At 55.4% G+C, this 20,295-nt stretch carries 16 protein-coding genes; 7 read left to right on the top strand and 9 right to left on the bottom strand.

Annotation, left to right across the window (positions count from 1 at the left end; translation table 11 throughout):
* The first annotated feature begins 117 nt into the window (after window positions 1-117).
* Entirely contained in the window at window positions 118-1,068 is a 951-nt protein-coding gene (locus tag C7E10_RS07510; protein WP_105326710.1) for a LysR family transcriptional regulator, read from the top strand.
* A 45-nt stretch (window positions 1,069-1,113) separates the two neighbouring features.
* Here C7E10_RS07510 and C7E10_RS07505 read toward each other — a convergent pair whose 3' ends face one another.
* Complete coding sequence (locus tag C7E10_RS07505; protein WP_158572288.1) at window positions 1,114-2,340, bottom strand: MFS transporter; 1,227 nt, start codon at window positions 2,338-2,340, stop codon at window positions 1,114-1,116.
* Between the two features lie 143 nt (window positions 2,341-2,483).
* Here C7E10_RS07505 and C7E10_RS07500 point away from each other — a divergent pair, with 143 nt between their 5' ends.
* Window positions 2,484-2,822 carry a winged helix-turn-helix transcriptional regulator gene (locus tag C7E10_RS07500; protein ID WP_105326708.1) on the top strand — a complete coding sequence of 113 codons (339 nt, stop codon included), beginning with the start codon at window positions 2,484-2,486 and terminating at the stop codon, window positions 2,820-2,822.
* A 55-nt stretch (window positions 2,823-2,877) separates the two neighbouring features.
* Here C7E10_RS07500 and C7E10_RS07495 read toward each other — a convergent pair whose 3' ends face one another.
* The 6 genes from C7E10_RS07495 to C7E10_RS07470 form a co-directional block, all read right to left on the bottom strand.
* Window positions 2,878-3,417, bottom strand: coding sequence for a nitroreductase family protein (locus C7E10_RS07495; protein ID WP_105326707.1), 540 nt, complete (start codon window positions 3,415-3,417; stop codon window positions 2,878-2,880).
* A 10-nt stretch (window positions 3,418-3,427) separates the two neighbouring features.
* Window positions 3,428-4,579: a sensor histidine kinase gene (locus C7E10_RS07490; RefSeq protein WP_105326706.1), complete on the bottom strand. Its 1,152-nt coding sequence runs from the start codon at window positions 4,577-4,579 to the stop codon at window positions 3,428-3,430.
* Window positions 4,572-5,312, bottom strand: a complete 741-nt coding sequence (locus C7E10_RS07485) for a response regulator (RefSeq protein WP_105326705.1) — start codon at window positions 5,310-5,312, stop codon at window positions 4,572-4,574. Before C7E10_RS07485 ends, C7E10_RS07490 begins: the two co-directional genes overlap by 8 nt.
* A gap of 390 nt (window positions 5,313-5,702) precedes the next feature.
* Window positions 5,703-6,494 (bottom strand): DUF6803 family protein, encoded by a 792-nt coding sequence (locus C7E10_RS12215; RefSeq protein WP_200820213.1) that lies wholly within the window; start codon window positions 6,492-6,494, stop codon window positions 5,703-5,705.
* 124 nt (window positions 6,495-6,618) lie between these two features.
* A complete protein-coding gene (locus tag C7E10_RS07475) occupies window positions 6,619-7,815 on the bottom strand; it encodes a Zn-dependent hydrolase (protein WP_105326704.1) in 1,197 nt (398 codons plus the stop codon).
* Window positions 7,816-7,922: 107 nt separating this feature from the next.
* Window positions 7,923-8,828, bottom strand: a complete 906-nt coding sequence (locus C7E10_RS07470; RefSeq protein WP_105326703.1) for a metal ABC transporter substrate-binding protein — start codon at window positions 8,826-8,828, stop codon at window positions 7,923-7,925.
* Between the two features lie 187 nt (window positions 8,829-9,015).
* Here C7E10_RS07470 and C7E10_RS07465 point away from each other — a divergent pair, with 187 nt between their 5' ends.
* From C7E10_RS07465 to C7E10_RS07455, 3 genes are read left to right on the top strand one after another with little or no spacing between them, the layout of a single operon-like run.
* Window positions 9,016-9,684: a metal ABC transporter ATP-binding protein gene (locus tag C7E10_RS07465; protein ID WP_105326702.1), complete on the top strand. Its 669-nt coding sequence runs from the start codon at window positions 9,016-9,018 to the stop codon at window positions 9,682-9,684.
* The gene (locus tag C7E10_RS07460; RefSeq protein WP_105326701.1) at window positions 9,677-10,498 is read left to right on the top strand and encodes a metal ABC transporter permease; all 822 of its coding nucleotides are present in this window, start codon (window positions 9,677-9,679) and stop codon (window positions 10,496-10,498) included. The genes C7E10_RS07465 and C7E10_RS07460 overlap by 8 nt, the downstream gene beginning before the upstream one ends.
* Window positions 10,488-10,937 (top strand): Fur family transcriptional regulator, encoded by a 450-nt coding sequence (locus C7E10_RS07455; protein ID WP_105326700.1) that lies wholly within the window; start codon window positions 10,488-10,490, stop codon window positions 10,935-10,937. Before C7E10_RS07460 ends, C7E10_RS07455 begins: the two co-directional genes overlap by 11 nt.
* 368 nt (window positions 10,938-11,305) lie before the next feature.
* Here C7E10_RS07455 and C7E10_RS07450 read toward each other — a convergent pair whose 3' ends face one another.
* Window positions 11,306-12,274, bottom strand: coding sequence for a M23 family metallopeptidase (locus C7E10_RS07450; protein ID WP_105326699.1), 969 nt, complete (start codon window positions 12,272-12,274; stop codon window positions 11,306-11,308).
* Between the two features lie 315 nt (window positions 12,275-12,589).
* Complete coding sequence (locus C7E10_RS07445) at window positions 12,590-14,221, bottom strand: putative polysaccharide biosynthesis protein (RefSeq protein ID WP_105326698.1); 1,632 nt, start codon at window positions 14,219-14,221, stop codon at window positions 12,590-12,592.
* A gap of 453 nt (window positions 14,222-14,674) precedes the next feature.
* Between C7E10_RS07445 and C7E10_RS07440 the strand changes: the two genes are divergently transcribed.
* Both C7E10_RS07440 and C7E10_RS07435 read left to right on the top strand, forming a co-directional pair.
* Window positions 14,675-18,955: an acyl-CoA dehydratase activase gene (locus C7E10_RS07440; RefSeq protein WP_105326697.1), complete on the top strand. Its 4,281-nt coding sequence runs from the start codon at window positions 14,675-14,677 to the stop codon at window positions 18,953-18,955.
* A 174-nt stretch (window positions 18,956-19,129) separates the two neighbouring features.
* The gene (locus C7E10_RS07435; RefSeq protein ID WP_105326696.1) at window positions 19,130-20,251 is read left to right on the top strand and encodes a 5-methyltetrahydropteroyltriglutamate--homocysteine S-methyltransferase; all 1,122 of its coding nucleotides are present in this window, start codon (window positions 19,130-19,132) and stop codon (window positions 20,249-20,251) included.
* Window positions 20,252-20,295 lie beyond the last annotated feature (44 nt).

Here is a 20,295-nt window from a genome sequence, read left to right as displayed (position 1 = left end):
ACTATCACGCAATTCTCACTTTTCTTGCCTACACTTTACTATTTTCCCCAAGGGTTGTATAATACTATATTATAATCAGTCTATAATACAAAGTTATAAGCCAAAGAGGAGGTACCTATGGATAGCCGTGATTTGGAGTACGTGGCCGCCGTGGCCAAAACCAAAAGCTTTTCCCAGGCTGCCCAGCTGCTGTTCATCAGCCAGCCGGCCCTGAGCCAATATATCAAAAGGCTGGAAAAAAGCCTGAACGTGGCCCTGTTCTACCGGACCCGGACCCACGTGGAACTGACCCCTGCCGGCCAGTATTATATCCAGCAGGGCCAGGAAATCCTAAAGCAGATGCAGGGGCTGGAGCAGGCCATGCGCCACTGGTGCAACGATGAAAAGAAGCAGCTCAGCATCGGCGTATCCCAGTTCTACGGGAAGTGGTTCCTGACCCCCTTCCTCCAAAGCATCCGGAAATGCCTGCCCGCCTACCACATCCAGATTGTGGACGGGGAATCCCATTTTCTGGAAAGCCAGATGCTCCAGGGCAAACTGGACTTTGGGATTTTCCCGGCTCCTGTAACCCACAAGGAAGTTTCCTTTGTGAGCCTGGGAGAAGAAGAAATTCTCTTTGCCTTCAGCGAAGAAAACAAGGAAGCCCTGGACCTGCTTCCCACCGCCCTGAAGGACGGGAAAATCGACCTGTTGGCCTACCAGCATTTTCCTTTTGTGCTGCCCAAGGAAGGGCTCAAGATGCACAAGGCTGCCCTGAAAATCTGCCGGCACTTTGGCTTCATGCCCCAATCCGTCTATTCCTCGGAAAACCTGGATACGGTGTATTCCCTGGTAAACCATAATTACGGGGTGGGCTTCCTGCCCGGGGTTCTGGCCCAAAACTACAACCCCAAAACCAACCACGTCCGCTTTTTCTCTTTCCGCAGCCGGTACAACCATCGTTCCATCGGCCTGGCCTATGAGGAAAACAGTCCCCTGCGTTCCCTGGTGCCCCTTCTGGTGGAAGCCATCCAGGGCCGGCCGGAACAAACGGGCCAAAAAGCGGACAAGGCCCTGCCCCAAACGTAAGAAAAGCCATGGCACTCCCAAAAGGGAACGTCATGGCTTTCTGTTTTATTTTTCTAAAGCAGGAACCCTCCGGGAAATGGAATAGCTGGCCAGGGAAGCGATGGCGCACAGCACCGCATCCGCCAGCCAGATGGTCTGGTAGCTGCCGGTCTGGGTAAACAGGATACCCCCCAGCCAGGAACTGACAAAACCCCCAATCTGGTGACACACAAAGGTCAGCCCAAAAAGGAAACCCATGGAAGCCGGGCCAAACCGCCGGCTGATGATTTCCGAGGTAGGGGTCACCGTAGCATCTCCGGTAAAACCCAAAAGCAGGGTGAACAGACCCAGGCACAGGGTATTTTGGGGCAGCAGGAACATGAACAGCACCACCGTCACCACCCGGAGCCCGTACAAAGTCCCCAACACCCGGGGTTGGGGAAAGCGCAGGCAGAAAAAGCCGGACAGAATGGACCCCAGAAGGGTGGTGAGCCCAAAGCCGGTGTACAGCATGGCTGCCGTACTGCCCGGCACCCCCAGGGATTCCATTTGGGGCACCAGGTGGGTCTGGATAATGACCATATGGAACCCGCAGGTGCTGAACCCAATCAGGAGGGCCTTATAGGCCCAGGTGCCCCAGGCCCGGCGAAGAACACTGCCGATGGCCTCCTGGGACGCTTCTTCAGCAGCCTGGCTGCTGGGCTTTCCCGCTTGCTTCAGGCTGCACAGCCACAGGATTACCAGCACCATACAGGCCAGGGCCCCGCCCAGCACCCTGAGGCTGGTGCCAATTCCCCAGGCCGCATTCATGCCCTGAAGGGCCGGGGACAAAAAGGCGCTGCCAATGCCGGAAGCGGCATTCAGGATGCCGGACACGGCGGAGGCCCGCTGGGGTCCCAAAAGGGGCGACAGGGTGCCCATAATCAGGCCAAAGCACAGGGCGCCCGTCCCGGAAGCCAGGATAATCCCCAAATACAGGGTCAGCTCCCCGGTGCTCCGGGCCAGCGGCGTCAAAAATAAGCCGGCGGCCATCAGCACCGCCCCTGCCAAAAGCACCGGCCGGCTCCCCCGGCGCAGGGCCAGGGCGCCCCACAGGGGCTGGGTCAGCCCGTACAGCAGCTGGGCAATGCCAAAAGCAAAAGCTGCGTCCGCATAAGAAATTCCGGACAATACCGTCAGCGGACGGATCATAATCCCATACACCGCCCGGATACCGCCGCTCAGGGCGTAAAGCAGACAGGCGGCCACAATGGGCAGCAAATAGTTTCCCCAACCCCCGCTGTTTTTTTCCATAACTTTCCCCTCCCCTGGTCCAGAGCCTCTCCCGGCGCTCTGGGAACCCATTGACATCTTATGGTAATATTACCATAGGTCTTTTATTCTGCAAATACTGCCCAAAAAGGTATTTGCTACCTTTCAGAAACCAAGGAGGCATTATGAAACCACACGATCCCCAGGAAAAGCCCTTCCACTGCCCAGTGGAAGCTGCCCTTAGCCAAATTGGGGGCAAATACAAGGCCATCATCCTTTACCATATCATGACGGATTCCGTACTCCGTTTCCACCAGCTCCAGGCCTACATTCCCCAGGCTACGGCCAAAATGCTGACCCAGCAGCTCCGGGAACTGGAGGCGGACGGCCTGCTGCACCGGGAAGTCTACCCGGTGGTTCCTCCCAAAACCGAGTACTCCCTGACGGAACGGGGAGAAACCCTGCGGCCGGTGATTATGGCCATCTGCCACTGGGGGGAAACCTATATGCAGGGAACCTTCTAAAAGCGCCAATTGAAAAATCCCGTCTTTCCCTTACTGGGAAGGACGGGATTTTGCTTTAGAACCGCTCCTGATGGACCTTTTTCCAGTCCAATTCCTGCAACGTATGGGGCCGCAGGGGATGGGCAGCATGGCCCAGGGCCAAAATGGCTTCCACTTCATACCCTTCCGGAATGCCCAGTTTTTCTCTGAGGTAATCCGAAGACGTGAGAGGTTTCCCGTCCGCTCCCAGGGCTGCTGCGTGCATATGGCGCACCTGAACCCAGCAGCTGCCCAGGCCCAACTCTGTTGCCTGGAGCAGCATGGCCAAAAGGGTCAGGGAGGCATCCTCCACCCAGGCATGGGAAGAAGTGGCGCCCAGTACCACCACCGCACAGGCCGCTTCCCGGAGCATTTGGCCAAACTGGGGCTTACAGTCCGCTAGGGCGTGGACCTGCTCCGGGTCCGTAACCACCACCAGCTCGCTGCTGTGGAGGTTTTTGCTGCTGGGCACCGACAGCCCTGCCGCCAAAATTTTTTTCAGGTCAGCAGGGTCCACCGGTTCTGCTGTAAAATGCCGGACGCTCCGCCGGGCCAAAAGCAATTGTTCTAGTTCCATACTGCGCCTCCTATTTTTTCTGCTTCTCTATAGGGAAAGTCACCTGAAAAACAGCACCTTTGGGCTGGGTGTTAGCTACAGTCAAGGTGCCTCCCTGATTTTCCACGAAACTTTTGGCCAGGGACAGGCCTATGCCGCTGCCTCCGGTCCCCCGGTTCCGGGATTTGTCCCCCCGGTAAAAATGCTCAAAAATATGGGGCAGGTCTTCCGGAGCAATGCCCGGTCCTTGGTCCGCCACCAAAAGCTGCACCTGCCCGTTTTGCACCCGGCTGGTCAGGGTAATCACCGTTCCCGGGTCCGTATAACGGATGGCGTTCACCACCAGATTGTACACCACCTGGTTCAGCCGGTCCGGGTCCAGTTCCAAAAGGGGCAGCTGCTCTGCCAGGTCCACCTGGAACTGGAGATGCTTTTCCTCCAAAAGGGGCGTCAGCATGGCTGCAGCCCGCTGAAGCAGGCCGTTGAGATCCACCGGCTTTTTGTGCAGCTCCAGCTGGTGCACCTCCGCCAGGGACAAGTCCCTGAGGTCCGCCACCAGCCGGGTCAGCCGCATGACTTCTTCCTCCATGGAAAAGAGTTTTTCCGGGGCCGGCGGTTCCACGCCGTCCAGCAGACTTTCCAGCTGCCCCTGGAGTACGGCCAAAGGCGTCCGCAGCTCATGGGCAATGTTGGCCAAAAATTCCCGCCGGTTTTGTTCGTTCTCCGCCAGTTCCTCGGACATTTTGTTGAACAGGGTGGTCAGCTGCCCCACCTCATCACAGGTGGTCACCGGCACTTCCTGCTTCAGCTTGCCCTGGCGGATTTTTTCCGTAGCCTGGCAGAGCTGCCGCAGGGGCCTGGTAATGGAGCCAGCCAGAAAATAGCTGACCACCAGGCCCAGAAAAGCAAAAAACAGCCCCACCCACCAAAGGGACTGGTGGTAGGATTCCATAAAGGCCAGTTCCGAAGGGCCCATCATCCCCATACCGCCGCCCATCATGCCGCCGTGCATCATACCGCCGTGCATCGTGCCGCCGTGCATCGTGCCGGGCATGCTCAAATAGCGCAGGAACAGGTCTTCCATCTGCCGGCCGCACAGGTAGATGACCACCAGGCCGCAGAGCAGGATCAGCAGAAAGGTACTGACCATGAGCTTATCCCGAATGCTGTGAAATTTAGGCATGGGAGTCCCCTCCAAATTTATAGCCAATGCCGTACACCGTAAGGATATACCGGGGATGCCGGGTATCCGGCTCGATTTTCCGGCGCAGGTTCCGGATGTGGGCATCAATGGTCCGCTCGTAGCCTTCAAAGGCAAAGCCGTGGGTATTCTCCAGCAGCTGCAGCCGGTTGAAGACTTGCCGGGGATTCTTTAAAAACACCTCCAACAGGCTGAATTCAATGGGCGTCAGCTCGATTTCTTCCCACTCCGGCGCTGTCTGGGGGCTGCCCTCCTTTTGCCGCCAGAGCAGATGCTCCTTCAGGTCCAGTTTCAGCCCACCGGCTTCCAGCACCTCAGGCTCCTGGGCTTTTTTCTCCACATAGGCGCCGTAGGTGCGCCGCAGCAGGGCCCGGACCCGGGCCGTCAGTTCCCGGAGGCTGAACGGTTTGGTGATATAGTCGTCAGCCCCCAGTTCCAAGCCCATCAGCCGGTCAAATTCCGCATCCCGGGCGGTAAGCATAATAATAGGCACCGTGCTTTCCTGCCGGATCTGCCGGCACACATCCCGGCCATCCAATTTGGGCAGCATCAGGTCCAAAAGCACCAGCTGGGGCTGCTTTTCCCGGAAAACCTGCAGGGCCGCCTCCCCGTCTCTAGCCGTAACAACCACAAAATTTTCCTTCCGCAGATAATTGGTCACCAGTTCCAGAAGCTTGGCATCATCATCCACGGCAAGTACCGTATAGGTGTCCATCCGGCCACCTCCTTTTGTTTTTTATTATACCTTGTTTTGCCAAAAAGCGTCAGGCTCCCTGTACAAAAAGGGACTGTGAAAAAATGAAACTTCTATCGTCGCCTTCGGCGACACTTCCTACACGCTTGCAGGAAGCGTACCAGGCCTCTACTGGTCAAGTGACAAAGAAGGGTGGTGCAGGTATTTACGTACCTAAATTTTATCTCAAAACCCGTTTTGCACATGACCAGTATGGGCCTAAGACCGGCCCCTTCAAGCGTGAAGGGGCTGTCAGCACGTAGGGCTGACTGAGGAAGTTTTGAGGTGCAGATACGGCTATAACGAACGTTAAAAATAGCTTGCGAACTAGTTTGAATTCGCAAGCCATTTTTTCACAGTCCCTTTTTCGTATTAGAAGTTGTAGCCGGAAGCCGTCACGCTCCGGTTGTCCTGATTGGCATTGCCATTGCCGCCCCAGCAGGGAGGCGTCCAGTTTTGGCCGTTTCCGGGATTGGCATTTCCCCGGCCGTTCTGGTTGTAGCCCCAGCAGGGACCACCCTGCCAATTGCCATTGTTGTTATTGGCACCGCTGTTATCCAGGTTCTGGGCAGCGTAGGCGGTTTTGCCCTGGGCGCTGTAGGCAGCGGCCAAAACCCGGTTTCCTTTTTGGGGAACTGCCGACTGCTGCATGCCCGGCATGGCGCTGTGGTCCATGCCTTTTTGCATAGGCGCTCCTGCGGGCCGCCAGCCGCTCAGGGTCGGGTCCACCATGCCAAAGACCATGGCCACGTGGCTGACCACCAAAAAGCCAATCAGAAGGCCAAAATGCCGCATGGTCCGCTGGTGTTCCGTAGCGTGTTTGCCGATAATCCCCAGTTCCATCAGGGCAATGGCCCCCAGGGGAACAATCCCCAGCAGGTAGGCCCAAATGGCCAGTTCATCCGTCCAGCCCTTCCAGCTGAGTCCCGGTACCACATTGGTCATCAGGTAGAGGAAAACCAGGAGGAAATAGCCCCCGGCAGCAATGCCCAGCCGGTGGTTCCATTTTTTCCAGTTCCCCGCCCCTTCCTTCCGGTAGTAGGTCACATAAAATTCTGTGGCCACCAGGGATTCTGCCAGCACCACCGGCAGCACCATAAAGAGGATCAGATTCCAGGGCTGGTGCATAGCCAAAAGATCCATATAATTTGTCATTACCATCATGCATTCTCCTTTCGCTGCCAGCAGCTTCCAAAATTCACTGCCAGCTTCACTCCATTTGTTGCCTGTAGTATACGAAAGGAATATGCAGAACTGGGGCACAAAATATCAAGAAATTATGAAGATTTTATTCCGCCAGACCAGCTGCGTCCACCTTCAGCAGGGTCCGATACAGGATATCCCCGCCCTGCTCCACAGCCTGGGGCTCCGTCCATTCATCTCCGCTGTGGCTGATGCCCAAATGGCTGGGCACAAAAATCATCCCAATGGGCACCCGGTGGTCCAGGGAATCCGCATCGTGGCCGGCTCCGCTGGGCAGGGTCATGGCTGCAGCGCCTGCCTCGGCCGCTGCCTGCCGGATCATGTCCTGCAAGGCTGGAGCACAGTGGGCGCTGCTCTTGTAGATGACTTTTTCAATGGTAAAGTCAGCATCTGGAATCTCTTTGGCTTTTGCCTCAATGCGGCGCAGCAGTTCATCGGTCCTGGCTTTCTCCACATGGCGCATTTCAAAGGACGCCACCACTTTTCCCGGCACCACATTGGCCGCGCCCGGATACACCGTCACTTTTCCCGGGGTGAAGACCAGGGCGGGGTCAATTTCCCGGCACTGGGCATCGGCATACACAATCAGCATAGCCATGGCCACCATGGCGTCCCGGCGCAGGCGCATGGGGGTGGTGCCCCCGTGGTTGCTCTGGCCCAGGGCTGTTACCTGGTAGCGGCCAATGCCGGCAATGCCGCTGACCACTCCAATAGGAATCCCCTGTTGTTCCAGCACGCCGCCCTGCTCCACATGGGTTTCCAGATAACACAGTACATCTGAAAAATCCCGGGCACAGGCGAGAATTTCCTCCACGGTGTGGCCATAGGCTGCCAGGGCCTCTGCCAGGTGGAACTGCTGGGGATCCACCAGGCCCGCCAGGGCCCGGCTGCCGAAGGTACCGCCCAAGGGGCCCCCTTCTTCGGCGTTAAAGCCGTACACCTCTACGGTATGACGCAGCTTCCGGCCCTCCTGCTGCAGCCGTTCCACCGCTCCCAGGGCTGCGGCTACCCCGTAGGCGCCGTCAAAAAGGCCTCCGGAAGGCACCGTATCCAGGTGGGACCCCATGAGAATATGTTTTGCCGCTTTGTCCGTACCCCAAAGAATGCCTCTCACATTGCCAGCTGCATCCGTACTGGTTTCCATTCCATAGCTTTCCATGAGTTTTTGGGCCGCGTTCCGGCTCTCTCTAAATTCCGGGCTATAGCCCAGACGGGTATAGGACCCGTCCTGATTTTTCCCATAATGGGCAATTTCCTGTAAAATTCGGCTGATGCGTTCCATTGCCAGTCCCCCTTCCGTATCATCCCATTATACCCAAACTGCCTGAAAAAAACAGGTTTTTTCCATAAAAAAAGGGAGGCGGCAAGCCGCACTCCCGAGGTTCTGCTTTATTGCAGGCTGGCGTAAATGGCTTTCAGGTTTTCTTCCATCAGGGCCAAATACCCTTTGTCACTGCCTTCACTGCCCTCCAGGGTGTGGATGGGCACCACCTTGGCTCCCACTTCCTTGGCCAGGGCTTCGCTGGTCTTGGGGCTGATGGCCGCTTCCGTAAAGATGGTGGTTACCCGATGTTCTTTGCAGTAGCTCACCAGCTGGGCCATCTGCTTAGCATTGGGCTCGCCGGAAGCAAAGACGGATTCCACACTGTTCTGGGTCAGGCCAAAATCCCGGCACAGGTAGGCAAAGGCCGCATGGCCGGTAACGAATTCTTTCCGGGGCAGGTTTTGGAATTTTCCCTTATAGGTATTTTCCAGGTCCTGGAGCTTCTTTTCGTAGGCTTCCCCGTTCTTTTTGTAGTAATCCCCATTGGCCGGATCCGCCTTGGAGAGGCCCTCCACAATCTGGTCCACCTCGTTGCGGGCACAGGCCAGGGACAGCCAGGCATGGGGATCGTACTGGCCATGCTCCTTGATTTCATCCTCATCGGTATTTTTGATGGGGGTTACATTCTTGGCCGCTTCCACCACCAGCAGTTTGGGATTGTCCGCAGCCTTCACCATATCGTCCGCCCAGGGCTCCATGCCCAGGCCCTGCTTTACAAAAACCTTGGCTTCATGCAGCCGGGTCATATCCTTGGGCGTGGGCTGAAAATCGTGGGGTTCCGTGCCGTCCGGAATGATGGTGGTAATTTCCACCTTATCCCCGCCCACAGCCTGGACCAGTTCCTTCATGGCATAAAAGCTCACCGAAACCGGCAGCTTGCCGCTTTTCTTTTCTGGGGTACTGGAACTGCCGCAGCCGGCCCCCAGCACCAATAAACACAGGCTCAGCACCAGAGCCAATCCTTTTTTCATCCTTGCTTCCTCCACTTCTTGCAAATGATTTGCATCTTCTCGCGTTCCCTATCATACCACGCCGCTGGCCTAACGTCAATAAATGCAAATGCCTTGCATTTCTATGTGAACACTTCTATAATAAACTATTGTCATCTGGAAATCCCAGAGATTTGCCAGAGAATATTTTGGGAAAGGATTTAACCCCATGTTAGCTTTAAGTCATATCTACTTTGCCTACGAGCAAGGTCCCTATTTATTGAAAGACCTGTCCATGACCATTCAGGACGGGGATTATATCGCCATTGTGGGAGAAAACGGCAGCGGCAAAAGCACCCTGATCAAATTGATGCTGGGGCTGCTCTCCCCCAGCTCCGGCACCATCCGTTCCACCTTCCGGCGGCCGGCCTACGTGCCCCAGCCCACGGATATGGTAAACAAGCAGTTCCCCATTACTGTCCGGGAAGTGCTGGACTATACCCGGCAGATTCTCCATATCAAGGACAAAAAAGTGGTGGACCGGGTGCTGGACCAGATGCATATTACGGAGCTGCAGGAACACCTGATTGGCGCCCTGTCCGGCGGCCAGTACCAGAAGGTGATGATTGCCCGGGCCCTTTTGGGCAAGCCGGACCTGATGATTTTTGATGAACCTTCTACCGGCATGGACCTCAAGAGCCAGGACGACCTGTACCCTTTGATTCAGCAGTTAAATGCCCAGGGCATCACCATTGTCACGGTGGAGCACAACCTGCGCTACGCCGCTTCCCATGCCTCCACCTTCTTCCACGTGGTCCAGTCCCAGGGCCATTTCTGCACGCCTCAGGAATATATCCAGGAATATCTAGCAGAGAACGGAGGGAACCGTCATGTTTGAATACGCCTTTATGCGCAATGCCTTTATGATCAGCGTGCTGATTTCCCTGATCTGTCCCCTGATTGGGATGTTCCTGGTGCTGCGCCGCTACTCCATGATTGGCGACGCCCTGAGCCACGCTTCCCTGGCCGGGGTGGCCACGGGGCTTCTGCTGGACTGGAACCCCATCCTCAGTGCCTTCTGCCTGACCTCCTTTTTCGGGCTGCTCATTGAAGTCCTCCGGGAGAAATTCCGGCGCTATGCGGAACTGACCCTGGTGATTGTCCTGTCCCTGTCCGTGGGCATCGCCATTACCATTATCAGCTCCGGCCTGGTCCACGCCAATGTAGATTCTTTCCTGTTTGGCAGCATCCTGACCGTTTCCCAGAAAGAAGTGCTGACGGTACTGGTGCTGACCATCATTTCCCTTTTGACCATCCTGGGACTCTTTCCCCAACTGGTCATGCTGTCCTTTGACGAGGACGGTGCCCGGATTGCCGGCGTCAAGGCCCGGGCCATCAATTATATTTTTTCCATCCTGGTGGCAGCCACCATTTCCGTATCCATCCGGATTGTGGGGATCCTGGTCATCAGTTCCCTGATTGCCCTGCCGGTGGCCACCGCCCTCCAGCTGCAGAAGGGGTTCCGCCAAACCCTGTTCTTGTCGGTGGTGTTCAGCTTCATCGACATCTTGTCCGGGCTGTTTGCTTCCTATTGGCTGGGAGCCGCCCCGGGGGGCATTACCGCCATTGTGTCCGTGGTGCTCCTGATGCTGGTGATTTTCTATAAGGAGCTGTCCCAAAAGCTCCAGCAAGGAGGTGCCCATGCTGAATAGTACAGAACCGCTGACCAGTGAGGAGATGATCCGCCGGGTAGGGCTCAAAAGCACCAAAGCCCGGAACCAGGTGCTTCAAATGATGCTCCGCCAGCGGGAAGTTCTCTCTGCCGACGAAATCTATGAAAAACTGCTCCAGGAAGGAGCCCATCTGAATTTTTCCACCGTATACCGGATTTTGGAAATGTTCACCGAGAAAAAGCTTACGGAAAAGATGCTGCTGCCGGGCTCCCGGAAATACGGCTTCCTGCTGTACACCCTGAGCCACACCCATCACCTGATCTGCCTGGGCTGCCACAAGGTGGTGGACATTGACGGCTGTCCCCTCCACGGCTTTGAGGAAGACCTGGCCCGGAAAACCCACTTTGAAATTGTGGGCCACTACCTGGAACTGTACGGCTACTGTGCCGACTGCCAGGCCAAACGGGAAAAGGAATAGCGTCCCAAACAAAAAAACGGCGGGGGGTGTGAAATAATACCTACCCCTGAAAGAAAAAATGGCTTGCGAGCTCAAAAGAGTTCTCAAGCCATTTTTGTTGTCCGTTATAGCCGTATCTAATAAACTTCCTCAGTCAGTCCTGCGGACTGACAGCCCCTACACGCTTGCAGGGGCCAGTCTTAGGCCTATACGAGTCATGTGCAAAACGGATATAGCAAAGCAGCATAGTTCGTAAATGCCTGGCACTACCCTAGTCTATTACTTGACCAGTAGCGTCATAGAATGCTTCCTGCAAGCGTGTAGGAAGTGTCGCCGCAGGCGACGATAGAAGTTTCATTATTTCACAGCCCCAGTCGTTTTATTTTGTCTTAGCGTACCGGCCGGGCGTAGTTTAACGGGTTCACCGTATTCCCGTTCTGCCGCATTTCAAAGTGCAGATGGGGCCCGGTGCTGTAGCCGCTGCTGCCCACGTAGCCGATGACGTCCCCCCGCTTCACATGCTGTCCCGGGGTTACGGCAATGGCGCTCATATGGCCGTAGCAGGTCAGCATGCCATTGCCGTGATCAATGCTGACAAACCGTCCGTATCCGCCGTTCCACTGGGCTTCCTGGACCACGCCGGTGGCCGAAGCCCGCACCGGCGTGCCGTAGTCCGCGGCAATATCGATGCCCGGATGGTAGTCGCTACCTTTCCCAAAGGGATCGGCCCGCATCCCGTAAAAGGAGCTGATTTCCCCGCCGCTGAGGGGCCACCCGTAGGTGCCGTCCCCGGAGTAGGACAGGGCCAGCAGCATATTGGTGAGGTTTTCCTTCTTGTAGCCCAGCCGCTTCCGGTTGATTTCATCCTGGACCTCCAGCACGGAAAGCTGGTCGGCCGTGGTGGAACCACCCTGGCCGCCGTTATCCAGCTCCTTGGATTTTTGGTCCACGGTTTCTTCGCCAATCTTGACCCCGTCCTGGGCCAGTTTCTTCCGGACCGCGTCCTCCAGCTGGACCACCTGGCCCAGTTCCTTCTGGAGTTTTTCGTTGTTGTCCATGAGCTTAGCCATCCGTTCCGTGTAGACCCCGTAGTCCGCCCGGTAGTTGGCCAGCTCCAGCTGTTCATCCCAGGCCCGGACCAAAAGGCCGCCGCAGACCGCCAGCCCCATCAGGCAGACCAGGAAAACCCCGGCAAAGCCGAAAATCAGCTTGGTGCCCCCGTGGAATTCCCGGACTTCCCCGTTTTCATCTTTCCATTCCAAAGAAAGGCCGGCGCCCAGGAAATGGCCCTTGAGCAACAGGCCGGAAAAGTAGCTGCCCAGCTTTGCCAGTTTTTCTTTGCTTTTGCTTTGCTCCATACCTTCAAACTCCTTTACCTGTCCCAGGGCGCTGCCGCCGGGACTGCCAACAAGAAAGGGGCTGTGAGCAGCTCACACCCCCAAATGGTTTTTGTGGTTTTGGCCTGGCAGGAAGCTTTGCCTGTCCTGCCAAATAAGAATCCTTATACTGATAGCTATTGTACTAGGAATCCTCCTACTTTGCAAGGATTGCTCCAAAAATATCACATTTTACTTCCGTAAAGCGGCATAAATACAGGGCTTTTCAAAAGACTCATCAGTCAAAAAAATACTTCCCCAGCCGTTTTGGTTGAGGAAGCAGCACACATTTATTTTTTATTTTTCCTGGGGTTTTAATAGTCCCAGTTTCCGGCCCAGCAGCACCATCCGCCGGCCCACAAAGGGAATCTGTGCCAGTTCGTCTTCCGGCATGGTCTTCAGCAGCAGCAGGAGCAGGGCATACACCGGAATGGCTACCACCATGGCCCCAATAATGCTCAGGAACCGGGTACCCGGGAACAGCAGCAGAAAGCCTTTTACAGCGGCCCCCATGACCACAGCGGCCACCAGGGTTTTCAGCAGCTGTTTCACTTCCAGGGAGAAGCCCGTGTACTTCTGGATGAAGAACAGGTTCAGCAGGGCAGCAATCCCAATATCCGCCACCGTAGCCCAGGAAGAACCCACAATCCCCAGGGAGGGAATGGCCGTCAGGTTCCAGTTCAGGAACACCTTGGCCGCAGCGGCAATAATCATATTGAACACCGGAATCTTGGTCCGGCCCAGGCCCTGCAAAATCCCCGTACTGACCTGGTGCAGGCCCAAAAGGAAAATGGCCCAGCTCATGGTTTCAATGGCCGGCCCGGCGTTGGGAGCGCTGTAGATCAGGGTAGCTACCCGGCCTCCCAGCACGTGGAGCCCAATGCTGCAAGGAATGGTAATGACGGCAGCTACGGAAAAGGCCGTGCTGACCTTTTCCCGGATGCCGGAGGTATCATTTAAAATCCGGGACTCGCTGATGGCAGGCACCAGACTGATGGAAAGGGCCGCGGTCAAGATGGTGGACATATTGACCAGGGGCACCGCCACCCCGGTAAGATACCCGAACAGGGTGGTGGCTTCCGGCAGGGTCCAGCCCCCGGCCATGAGCCGACGGGGCACAATCATCATATCCAGGTTGGAAACTACCGGCAGCATCAGGCTGGACATGGACACCGGCAGGGCCAGGGTCACCAGTCTTTTGATGATGGTCCAGGCGGATTCCGGCGGCTTGGCCGGAGCGGTCAGGCCCTTGGGAAACAGCTTATGCTTCAGCCGCAGGTAGAAAATCTGCAGTACCACCAGGCCGCAGAAAGCACCGGCCCCAGCCCCCATACTGGCCCCTGCCGCTGCATAGGTCAGACCTCTGGGCAGCAGCAGGTAGGAAAAGGCGATCATGGTAAATACCCGCACCGTCTGTTCCGTAATTTCCGAACAGGCGGTAGGAATCATAATCTGCATCCCCTGGAAATACCCCCGGAAACTGGACAGGAAGGTGACGAAGAATACCGCCGGGGCCAGGGCAATGATGGAATAGTAGGCCCGGGGATCGGCGATAATCTTGGACTGAATCAGATACCCTGCCCCGCCCCACAAACACAGGGAGAAGAACAGGCCCGTAAAGAACAGGAGCCGCAGGGACACCCGAAACACCCGCTGGGCTCCGAAATAATCATCCTGGGCCACCTTTTCTGCGGTAATAATGGAAATGGCCACGGGAATACCGGCGGAGGAAACCGTAATGGCCATCAGATAGATGGGGAAGCCCATCTGGTAGATGCCGATTCCTTCGCCCCCCATAACCCGGGACAAAATGGCCCAGTTCAGGGCCCCGATTACCTTTACCACAATACTGGAAATGGTTAAAATCATGGTTCCCTTGAGGAATTTTGTTGTTTTATTCCCTGCTGGTTTTTGCACTTCCTGTTCCATGCCACACACCCTTCTGCCAGAAAAAATCAATTTCAACACAATTGTTTTATTTTATCATATTTTGGCCCGTCTGGCGCAGAAATCCCGGAAATCCCACAAAGGCTTTCCACTTTTTTCCCAGATTGTTCATTTATAAGTGTAAACATTTTTGTAACATTTGAAGATTTCCTTATGTGTCCGTACCAATTAAAGCGGCCTTCTGTCTTTTTGGAGTGTACACGTATTCTTGTTCCAACCTGCTTTCCTGCACCCCATCAAGGAGCCGCGCCCGGGAACCTGAAAAACCGTGAAAATCCCCGTTTTTCCTAGCTATAAGCCATTTCTAATAAGGGCCAGCAGCTTTTCCAAAAGCCCTCAAAATGGGGTGAAAAATAACCTCTTTCCCTACGGGTTCCATCTAGTATTTTTAGTTAAATGTGCTATAATTATATACACTTTAAGTAGAGGTGCATCATGAGTACGTATAATGTAGGTTTAGACATCGGGTCCACGACAGCGAAAATTGTTGTCCTGAACCAAAATAAGGAAGTCGTTTTTACCCGGTACAGACGCCACCAGGCCAATGTGCCTGCCGTTCTCCGGGAAGAACTGCAATCCTTGCGCTCCCAAATCGGAGCTGCCCGCCTGAAGCTGAAAATTACCGGTTCTGTCGGCATGGGCCTGGCAGAAAAATTCCAGCTTCCTTTTGAGCAGGAAGTCATTGCGGCCACCAAATTCGTCAAGGAAAAATATCCCGAAGTGGCCACCCTGATCGACATCGGCGGCGAAGACGCAAAAATTGTATACATCAAACCCGATGGAAGCTGCGATTTGCGTATGAACGGCAACTGTGCCGGGGGCACAGGGGCTTTCCTGGACCAAATGGCAGTTTTGCTGAAGGTTCCTGTGGAAGAGCTCAACGGCCTAGCAGAAAAGGCCCAGCACGTCCATTACATTGCCTCTCGCTGCGGTGTGTTTGCCAAAACAGACATCCAGAATCTCCTAAGCAAGAATGTCAGCCGGGAAGACATTGCCATTTCCATTTTCCACGCTGTAGCCGTCCAGGTCATTTCCACCCTGAGCCACGGCTGCACCATTGAGCCCAAAATCCTGCTTTGCGGCGGCCCCCTGACCTTTATGCCGGCCCTGCGCAAAGCCTTGATGGACTGCCTGCGCATTCCCTATGTGAACTTCATTGTGCCGGAAAACGCCAACCTGATTCCGGCCTACGGCACAGCCATCAGCGCCCAGGACGCTCCAGTTATCGGCTTTGATGAGCTGGTAGAACGGTTTGCCCAGGCTCCCAAGACCGTCATCCGGTCCGAGGATGTGCTGCCGCCGATTTTTAATTCCCCGGAAGAATACGCAGCGTGGAAAAAGGAAAAGGAAGCGGACTATATCCAGCTGACGCCCTTAACGGCGGATACCCAGGACGTATACCTGGGCATCGACTCCGGCTCCACCACCACCAAACTGGTGGTCACTGACCCCCAGGACCGGATTCTGTTCACCTATTACACTCCCAATAACGGCAACCCGCTGGGGGCCGTGCAAAAGAGCCTGGAAGCGTTCTACGCCAAATGCCTGGAAGTAGGGGCCAATCCCCTGGTGAAGGGCAGCTGCTCAACAGGCTACGGGGAAGACCTGATCAAAGCCGCTTTCGACCTGAAAACCGGCATCATTGAAACCATTGCCCACTATCTGGCAGCCCGGAAGATCAACGATAAGGTTTCCTTTATTCTGGACATTGGCGGCCAGGATATGAAGGCCATTTTCGTGGACCATGGGGTCCTGAACCGGATGGAACTGAACGAATCCTGTTCCGCCGGCTGCGGCACCTTCCTGGAAACCTTTGCCAAGGGCTTAAACTATTCCGTCAGCGACTTTGCCAAAATGGCCTGTGAAGCCAAAATGCCCTGCGACCTGGGCACCCGCTGCACGGTGTTCATGAACTCCAAGGTAAAACAGAGTCTCAGGGAAGGCCTGACCACCCCGGATATTTCCGCGGGACTTGCCTACTCGGTGGTAAAAAACTGCCTGTACAAGGTACTGAAGCTGCAAAACACCCTGGACCTGGGGAAGGAAATCGTGCTCCAGGGCGGTACCATGAAAAACGACGCTGTGGTCCGGGCCTTTGAACTATTGACCCATACCACCGTGCACCGGAGCAATATCCCTGAAATCATGGGAGCCTACGGCTGCGCCCTGTTTGCCAGAAGCCGGGCCGAAGGTTCCGTGACCCTGGACGAACTGCTCCATATTGCCACCTATACCGACAGCCAGCTCCAATGCCACGGCTGCGAAAACAACTGCCTGATCAAAAAATACAATTTTGCCAACGGCAGCACCTATTTCTCCGGAAACAAATGCGAAAAATTCTTCACCAACAACAGGGAAGACGTAAAACCCGGGGAAAACATCTACGAATACAAATACAAGCTGCTCTTTGACCGGCCGGTAAAGGAAGACGCGGAACGCACCATTGGCATTCCCCGCTGCCTGAACATTTACGAGGACTACCCCTTCTGGCACGCCCTGTTTACAAGCTGCGGGCTGAAGGTCCAGCTGTCCGACCCCTCCACCTTCAAAAACTATGAAGGCGGCATCCACGATGTCATGTCGGACAACATCTGCTTCCCGGCCAAACTGGTCCACGGGCACATCAACAACCTGGTGAAAAAACGGGTAAACCGGATTTTCATGCCCTACGTCATCTACGAACACCAGGACGACAAGCGCCAGTTAAACAGCTACAACTGCCCGGTGGTTTCCGGGTACTCCGACGTCATCAAAAGCGTAGCCGATACCCAGATTCCCATCGATTCTCCCCCCATCAACTTCCAGGATGAAAAACTCCTGAAAAAGCAGATTCGGGAATATCTCAGCTACATTGGCTTCGACCGGTTTACTGCGGACAAGGCCTTCCAGGCCGCAGTGGCTGCCCAAAAAGCCTACAGCGACGCCATCAAGGCCAAAAATCAGGAGATTCTCCAAAAGAGCCGGGACAACAAGCAGCTGACCATTCTTTTGGCCGGCCGGCCTTACCATACGGATCCCCTGATCCAGCACAAGCTCAGCGAGTCCATTGCAGCCATGGGCATCAACGTCATCAACGAAGACCTGCTCCGGGATGACAGCAGCGTAACCATTGACGATTCCTACCTGGTGCGCCAATGGGCCTACATCAACCGAATTTCCAAGGCAGCGGACTGGGTGGCCCGGCAGGACAACAGCATCCACTTTATGGAAATGACCTCCTTTGGCTGCGGCCCGGACGCCTTCCTCCAGGATGAAATCCGGGGAATCCTCCAGCGCCATGGCAAGGCCCTGACCCTGCTGAAAATCGATGATGTTTCCAACATCGGCTCCCTGAAGCTGCGGGTACGGTCCGTGGTGGAAAGCATCCGCTACAACCGGGATGCCAAGCAGGAACCGGATCCTTTTGTGGATACCCCCCGCTTTGAAAAGTCCATGAAGGACTACACCATCCTGGCCCCCTTCTTTACCCCGTTTATTTCTCCCCTGATTCCGTCCGTGATGAAACTGGTGGGCTACAAGGTGGAAACCCTGCCGGAAAGCACCGTCCAATCGGCGGACCTGGGGCTGAAATTTGCCAACAACGAAGTCTGCTATCCGGCCACGTTGGTGGTGGGCGACTTTATCCGGGCCCTCCAGTCCGGCAAGTACGACCCCGCCCACACCGCGGTTGCCATTACCCAGACCGGCGGCCAGTGCCGGGCCTCCAACTACTTTGGCCTGATCAAGCACGCCCTGATTTCTGCCGGCTTTACCGAGACCCCGGTATTGTCCCTGGCTACCAGCAAGAATATCAAAAATGACCAGCCGGGCTTTGAAGTCAACTGGCTGAAGATTGCCAAGATCACCATTTCCACCGTGCTGTTCTCCGACTGCCTGTCCAAGTTCTTCAACGCTTCCGTAGTGCGGGAAACCGTCAAGGGCAAGGCCCTGGAACTGCGGGACAAGTACCTGGATTTGGCCAAGAAGGAAATCGAGGCCAACAGCTCCAGCGGCCTGCTGAAGCTGCTTCAGGCAGCTGCCGAAGAATTCAACGCCCTGGCCAAGCCGGAAGTACGCCTGCCCCAGGTAGGCATTGTGGGTGAAATCTACCTGAAATTCAACAGCTTTGCCCATAAGAACATCACCACCTGGCTCATGGACCACTCCATTGAAGTGATGCCGCCGCTGCTGACCCCGTTCTTCATGCAGGCCTTTGTAAACCGGGTCACCAACAAACGGTTCGGCCTGGAACGGCACCCGGTACCCAACATCCTGGTAGATTTCATCTATATGTGGGTTACCAAGCAGATCAAGAAATTCAACGACATCGGCAAAAACTTCCAGTACTTCACCCCTATTGAAGATATCTTTGAGCTGGCCAACGACGGGAAACAGATCATCAACATGGCTGCCCAATTTGGGGAAGGCTGGCTGCTGCCGGCAGAAATCGTCAACTTTGCCAAATCCGGCATTGAAAACGTGATCAGCCTCCAGCCCTTCGGCTGCATTGCCAACCATATCATTTCCAAGGGAATTGAAAAGAAAATCAAATCCCTGTACCCCCAGATGAACCTGCTGAGTCTGGACTTTGACAGTGGCGTCAGCGACGTAAACGTCACCAACCGGCTGCTGCTGTTTGTGGAAAATATCCGGGCACCCCAAGCCCGTCCTGCCGCCAGCGAAAAGCAGCAGGACGGACTCCTGGGCCAAGGTCCGGAACCGGAAATCATGCTGTAAAAAAAGAGCGCAAGGCCAAGTGCCTGCGCTCTTTCTTTTGCTTTTCGTTATAGCTTTAAGCTATGGCAAATGCATATTTTTAAGTATTTCCCCTGTTTCCGGAAACCTGCTATACTAACGGCATGGAAACAAGAGAGAATCAATAGGAATTCATTCCCCTAGGAGGCATACAGTATGACTACCAAAAATAAACCGCCCTTTCGTTATGACATTGTAGGCAGCTTTCTGCGTCCCGCTGCCCTGAAAGAAAAAAGAGAAGCCTTTGCAGCCGGCAAGATTACTGCCGCAGACCTGAAAGCAGAAGAAGACAAACAGATCCGCAGCCTGGTGGCCCAGGAAAAGAAGGTGGGCCTAAAGGCCGTTACCGACGGCGAATTCCGCCGCCGCTACTGGCACCTGGACTTTTTGGCCGACCTGGAAGGCGTTACCGAAGTCAAGGCCGAACACTGGTCCGTAGCCTTTAAGGGGGCCCAGCCCAAGGCTGCCACCGTACGGATTTCCGGCCCTCTGGGCTTTGGCGCCCATCCTTTCCTGGACCATTTCCGTTTTCTGAAGGAAGCCGCCGGAGATACCCTGGCCAAAATGACCATTCCCTCCCCCAGCATGCTACACCTGATCTGCTGCGTCCGGGAAAAGAATTACCAGCCCATCGACCTGTACAAGGACGAGGCCAAGCTGTTCCACGACATTGCCCTTACCTACCAGCAGGCCATTCGGGCCTTCTACGCTGCCGGCTGCCGCTACCTGCAATTAGACGATACCTCCTGGGGGGAATTCTGCGATGCGGACAAACGGAAAGCCTACGCAGAACGGGGCTTTGACCTGGATCAGCTGGCCAAGAACTATGTGGCTATGATCAACCTGGCCCTGGAAGCCAAACCTGCCGATATGACCATTACCATGCACATCTGCCGGGGCAACTTCCGCTCCACCTGGTTCTCCTCCGGCGGCTACGAACCTGTGGCAGAAACCCTGTTCGGCGGCTGCAAGGTAGATGGCTTCTTCCTGGAATACGATTCCGAGCGTTCCGGGGACTTCCAGCCCCTGCGCTTTATCAAGAACCAGCAGGTGGTCCTGGGCCTGGTAACCTCCAAGACCCCAGAACTGGAAAAGGAAGCGGACATTGTGGCTCGGATTCAGGAAGCTTCCAAGCTGGTACCCCTGGAGCAGCTGTGCCTGAGCCCCCAATGCGGCTTCTCCTCCACGGAAGAAGGCAACCTGCTGACCGAAGAACAACAGTGGGCCAAGCTCCAGCTGATCAAAAAAATTGCGGAAGATGTTTGGGCCGATGCCTGACCGATGCAAAAAATCTCCTGTGCGTAAAGCGCAGGAGATTTTTT

It is taken from the genome of Acidaminococcus hominis (genome assembly GCF_900291475.1).
Classification (GTDB): domain Bacteria; phylum Bacillota; class Negativicutes; order Acidaminococcales; family Acidaminococcaceae; genus Acidaminococcus; species Acidaminococcus hominis.
Note: the sequence above shows the minus strand (reverse complement) of the source record. Positions and strands in the feature narration are given on the sequence as shown.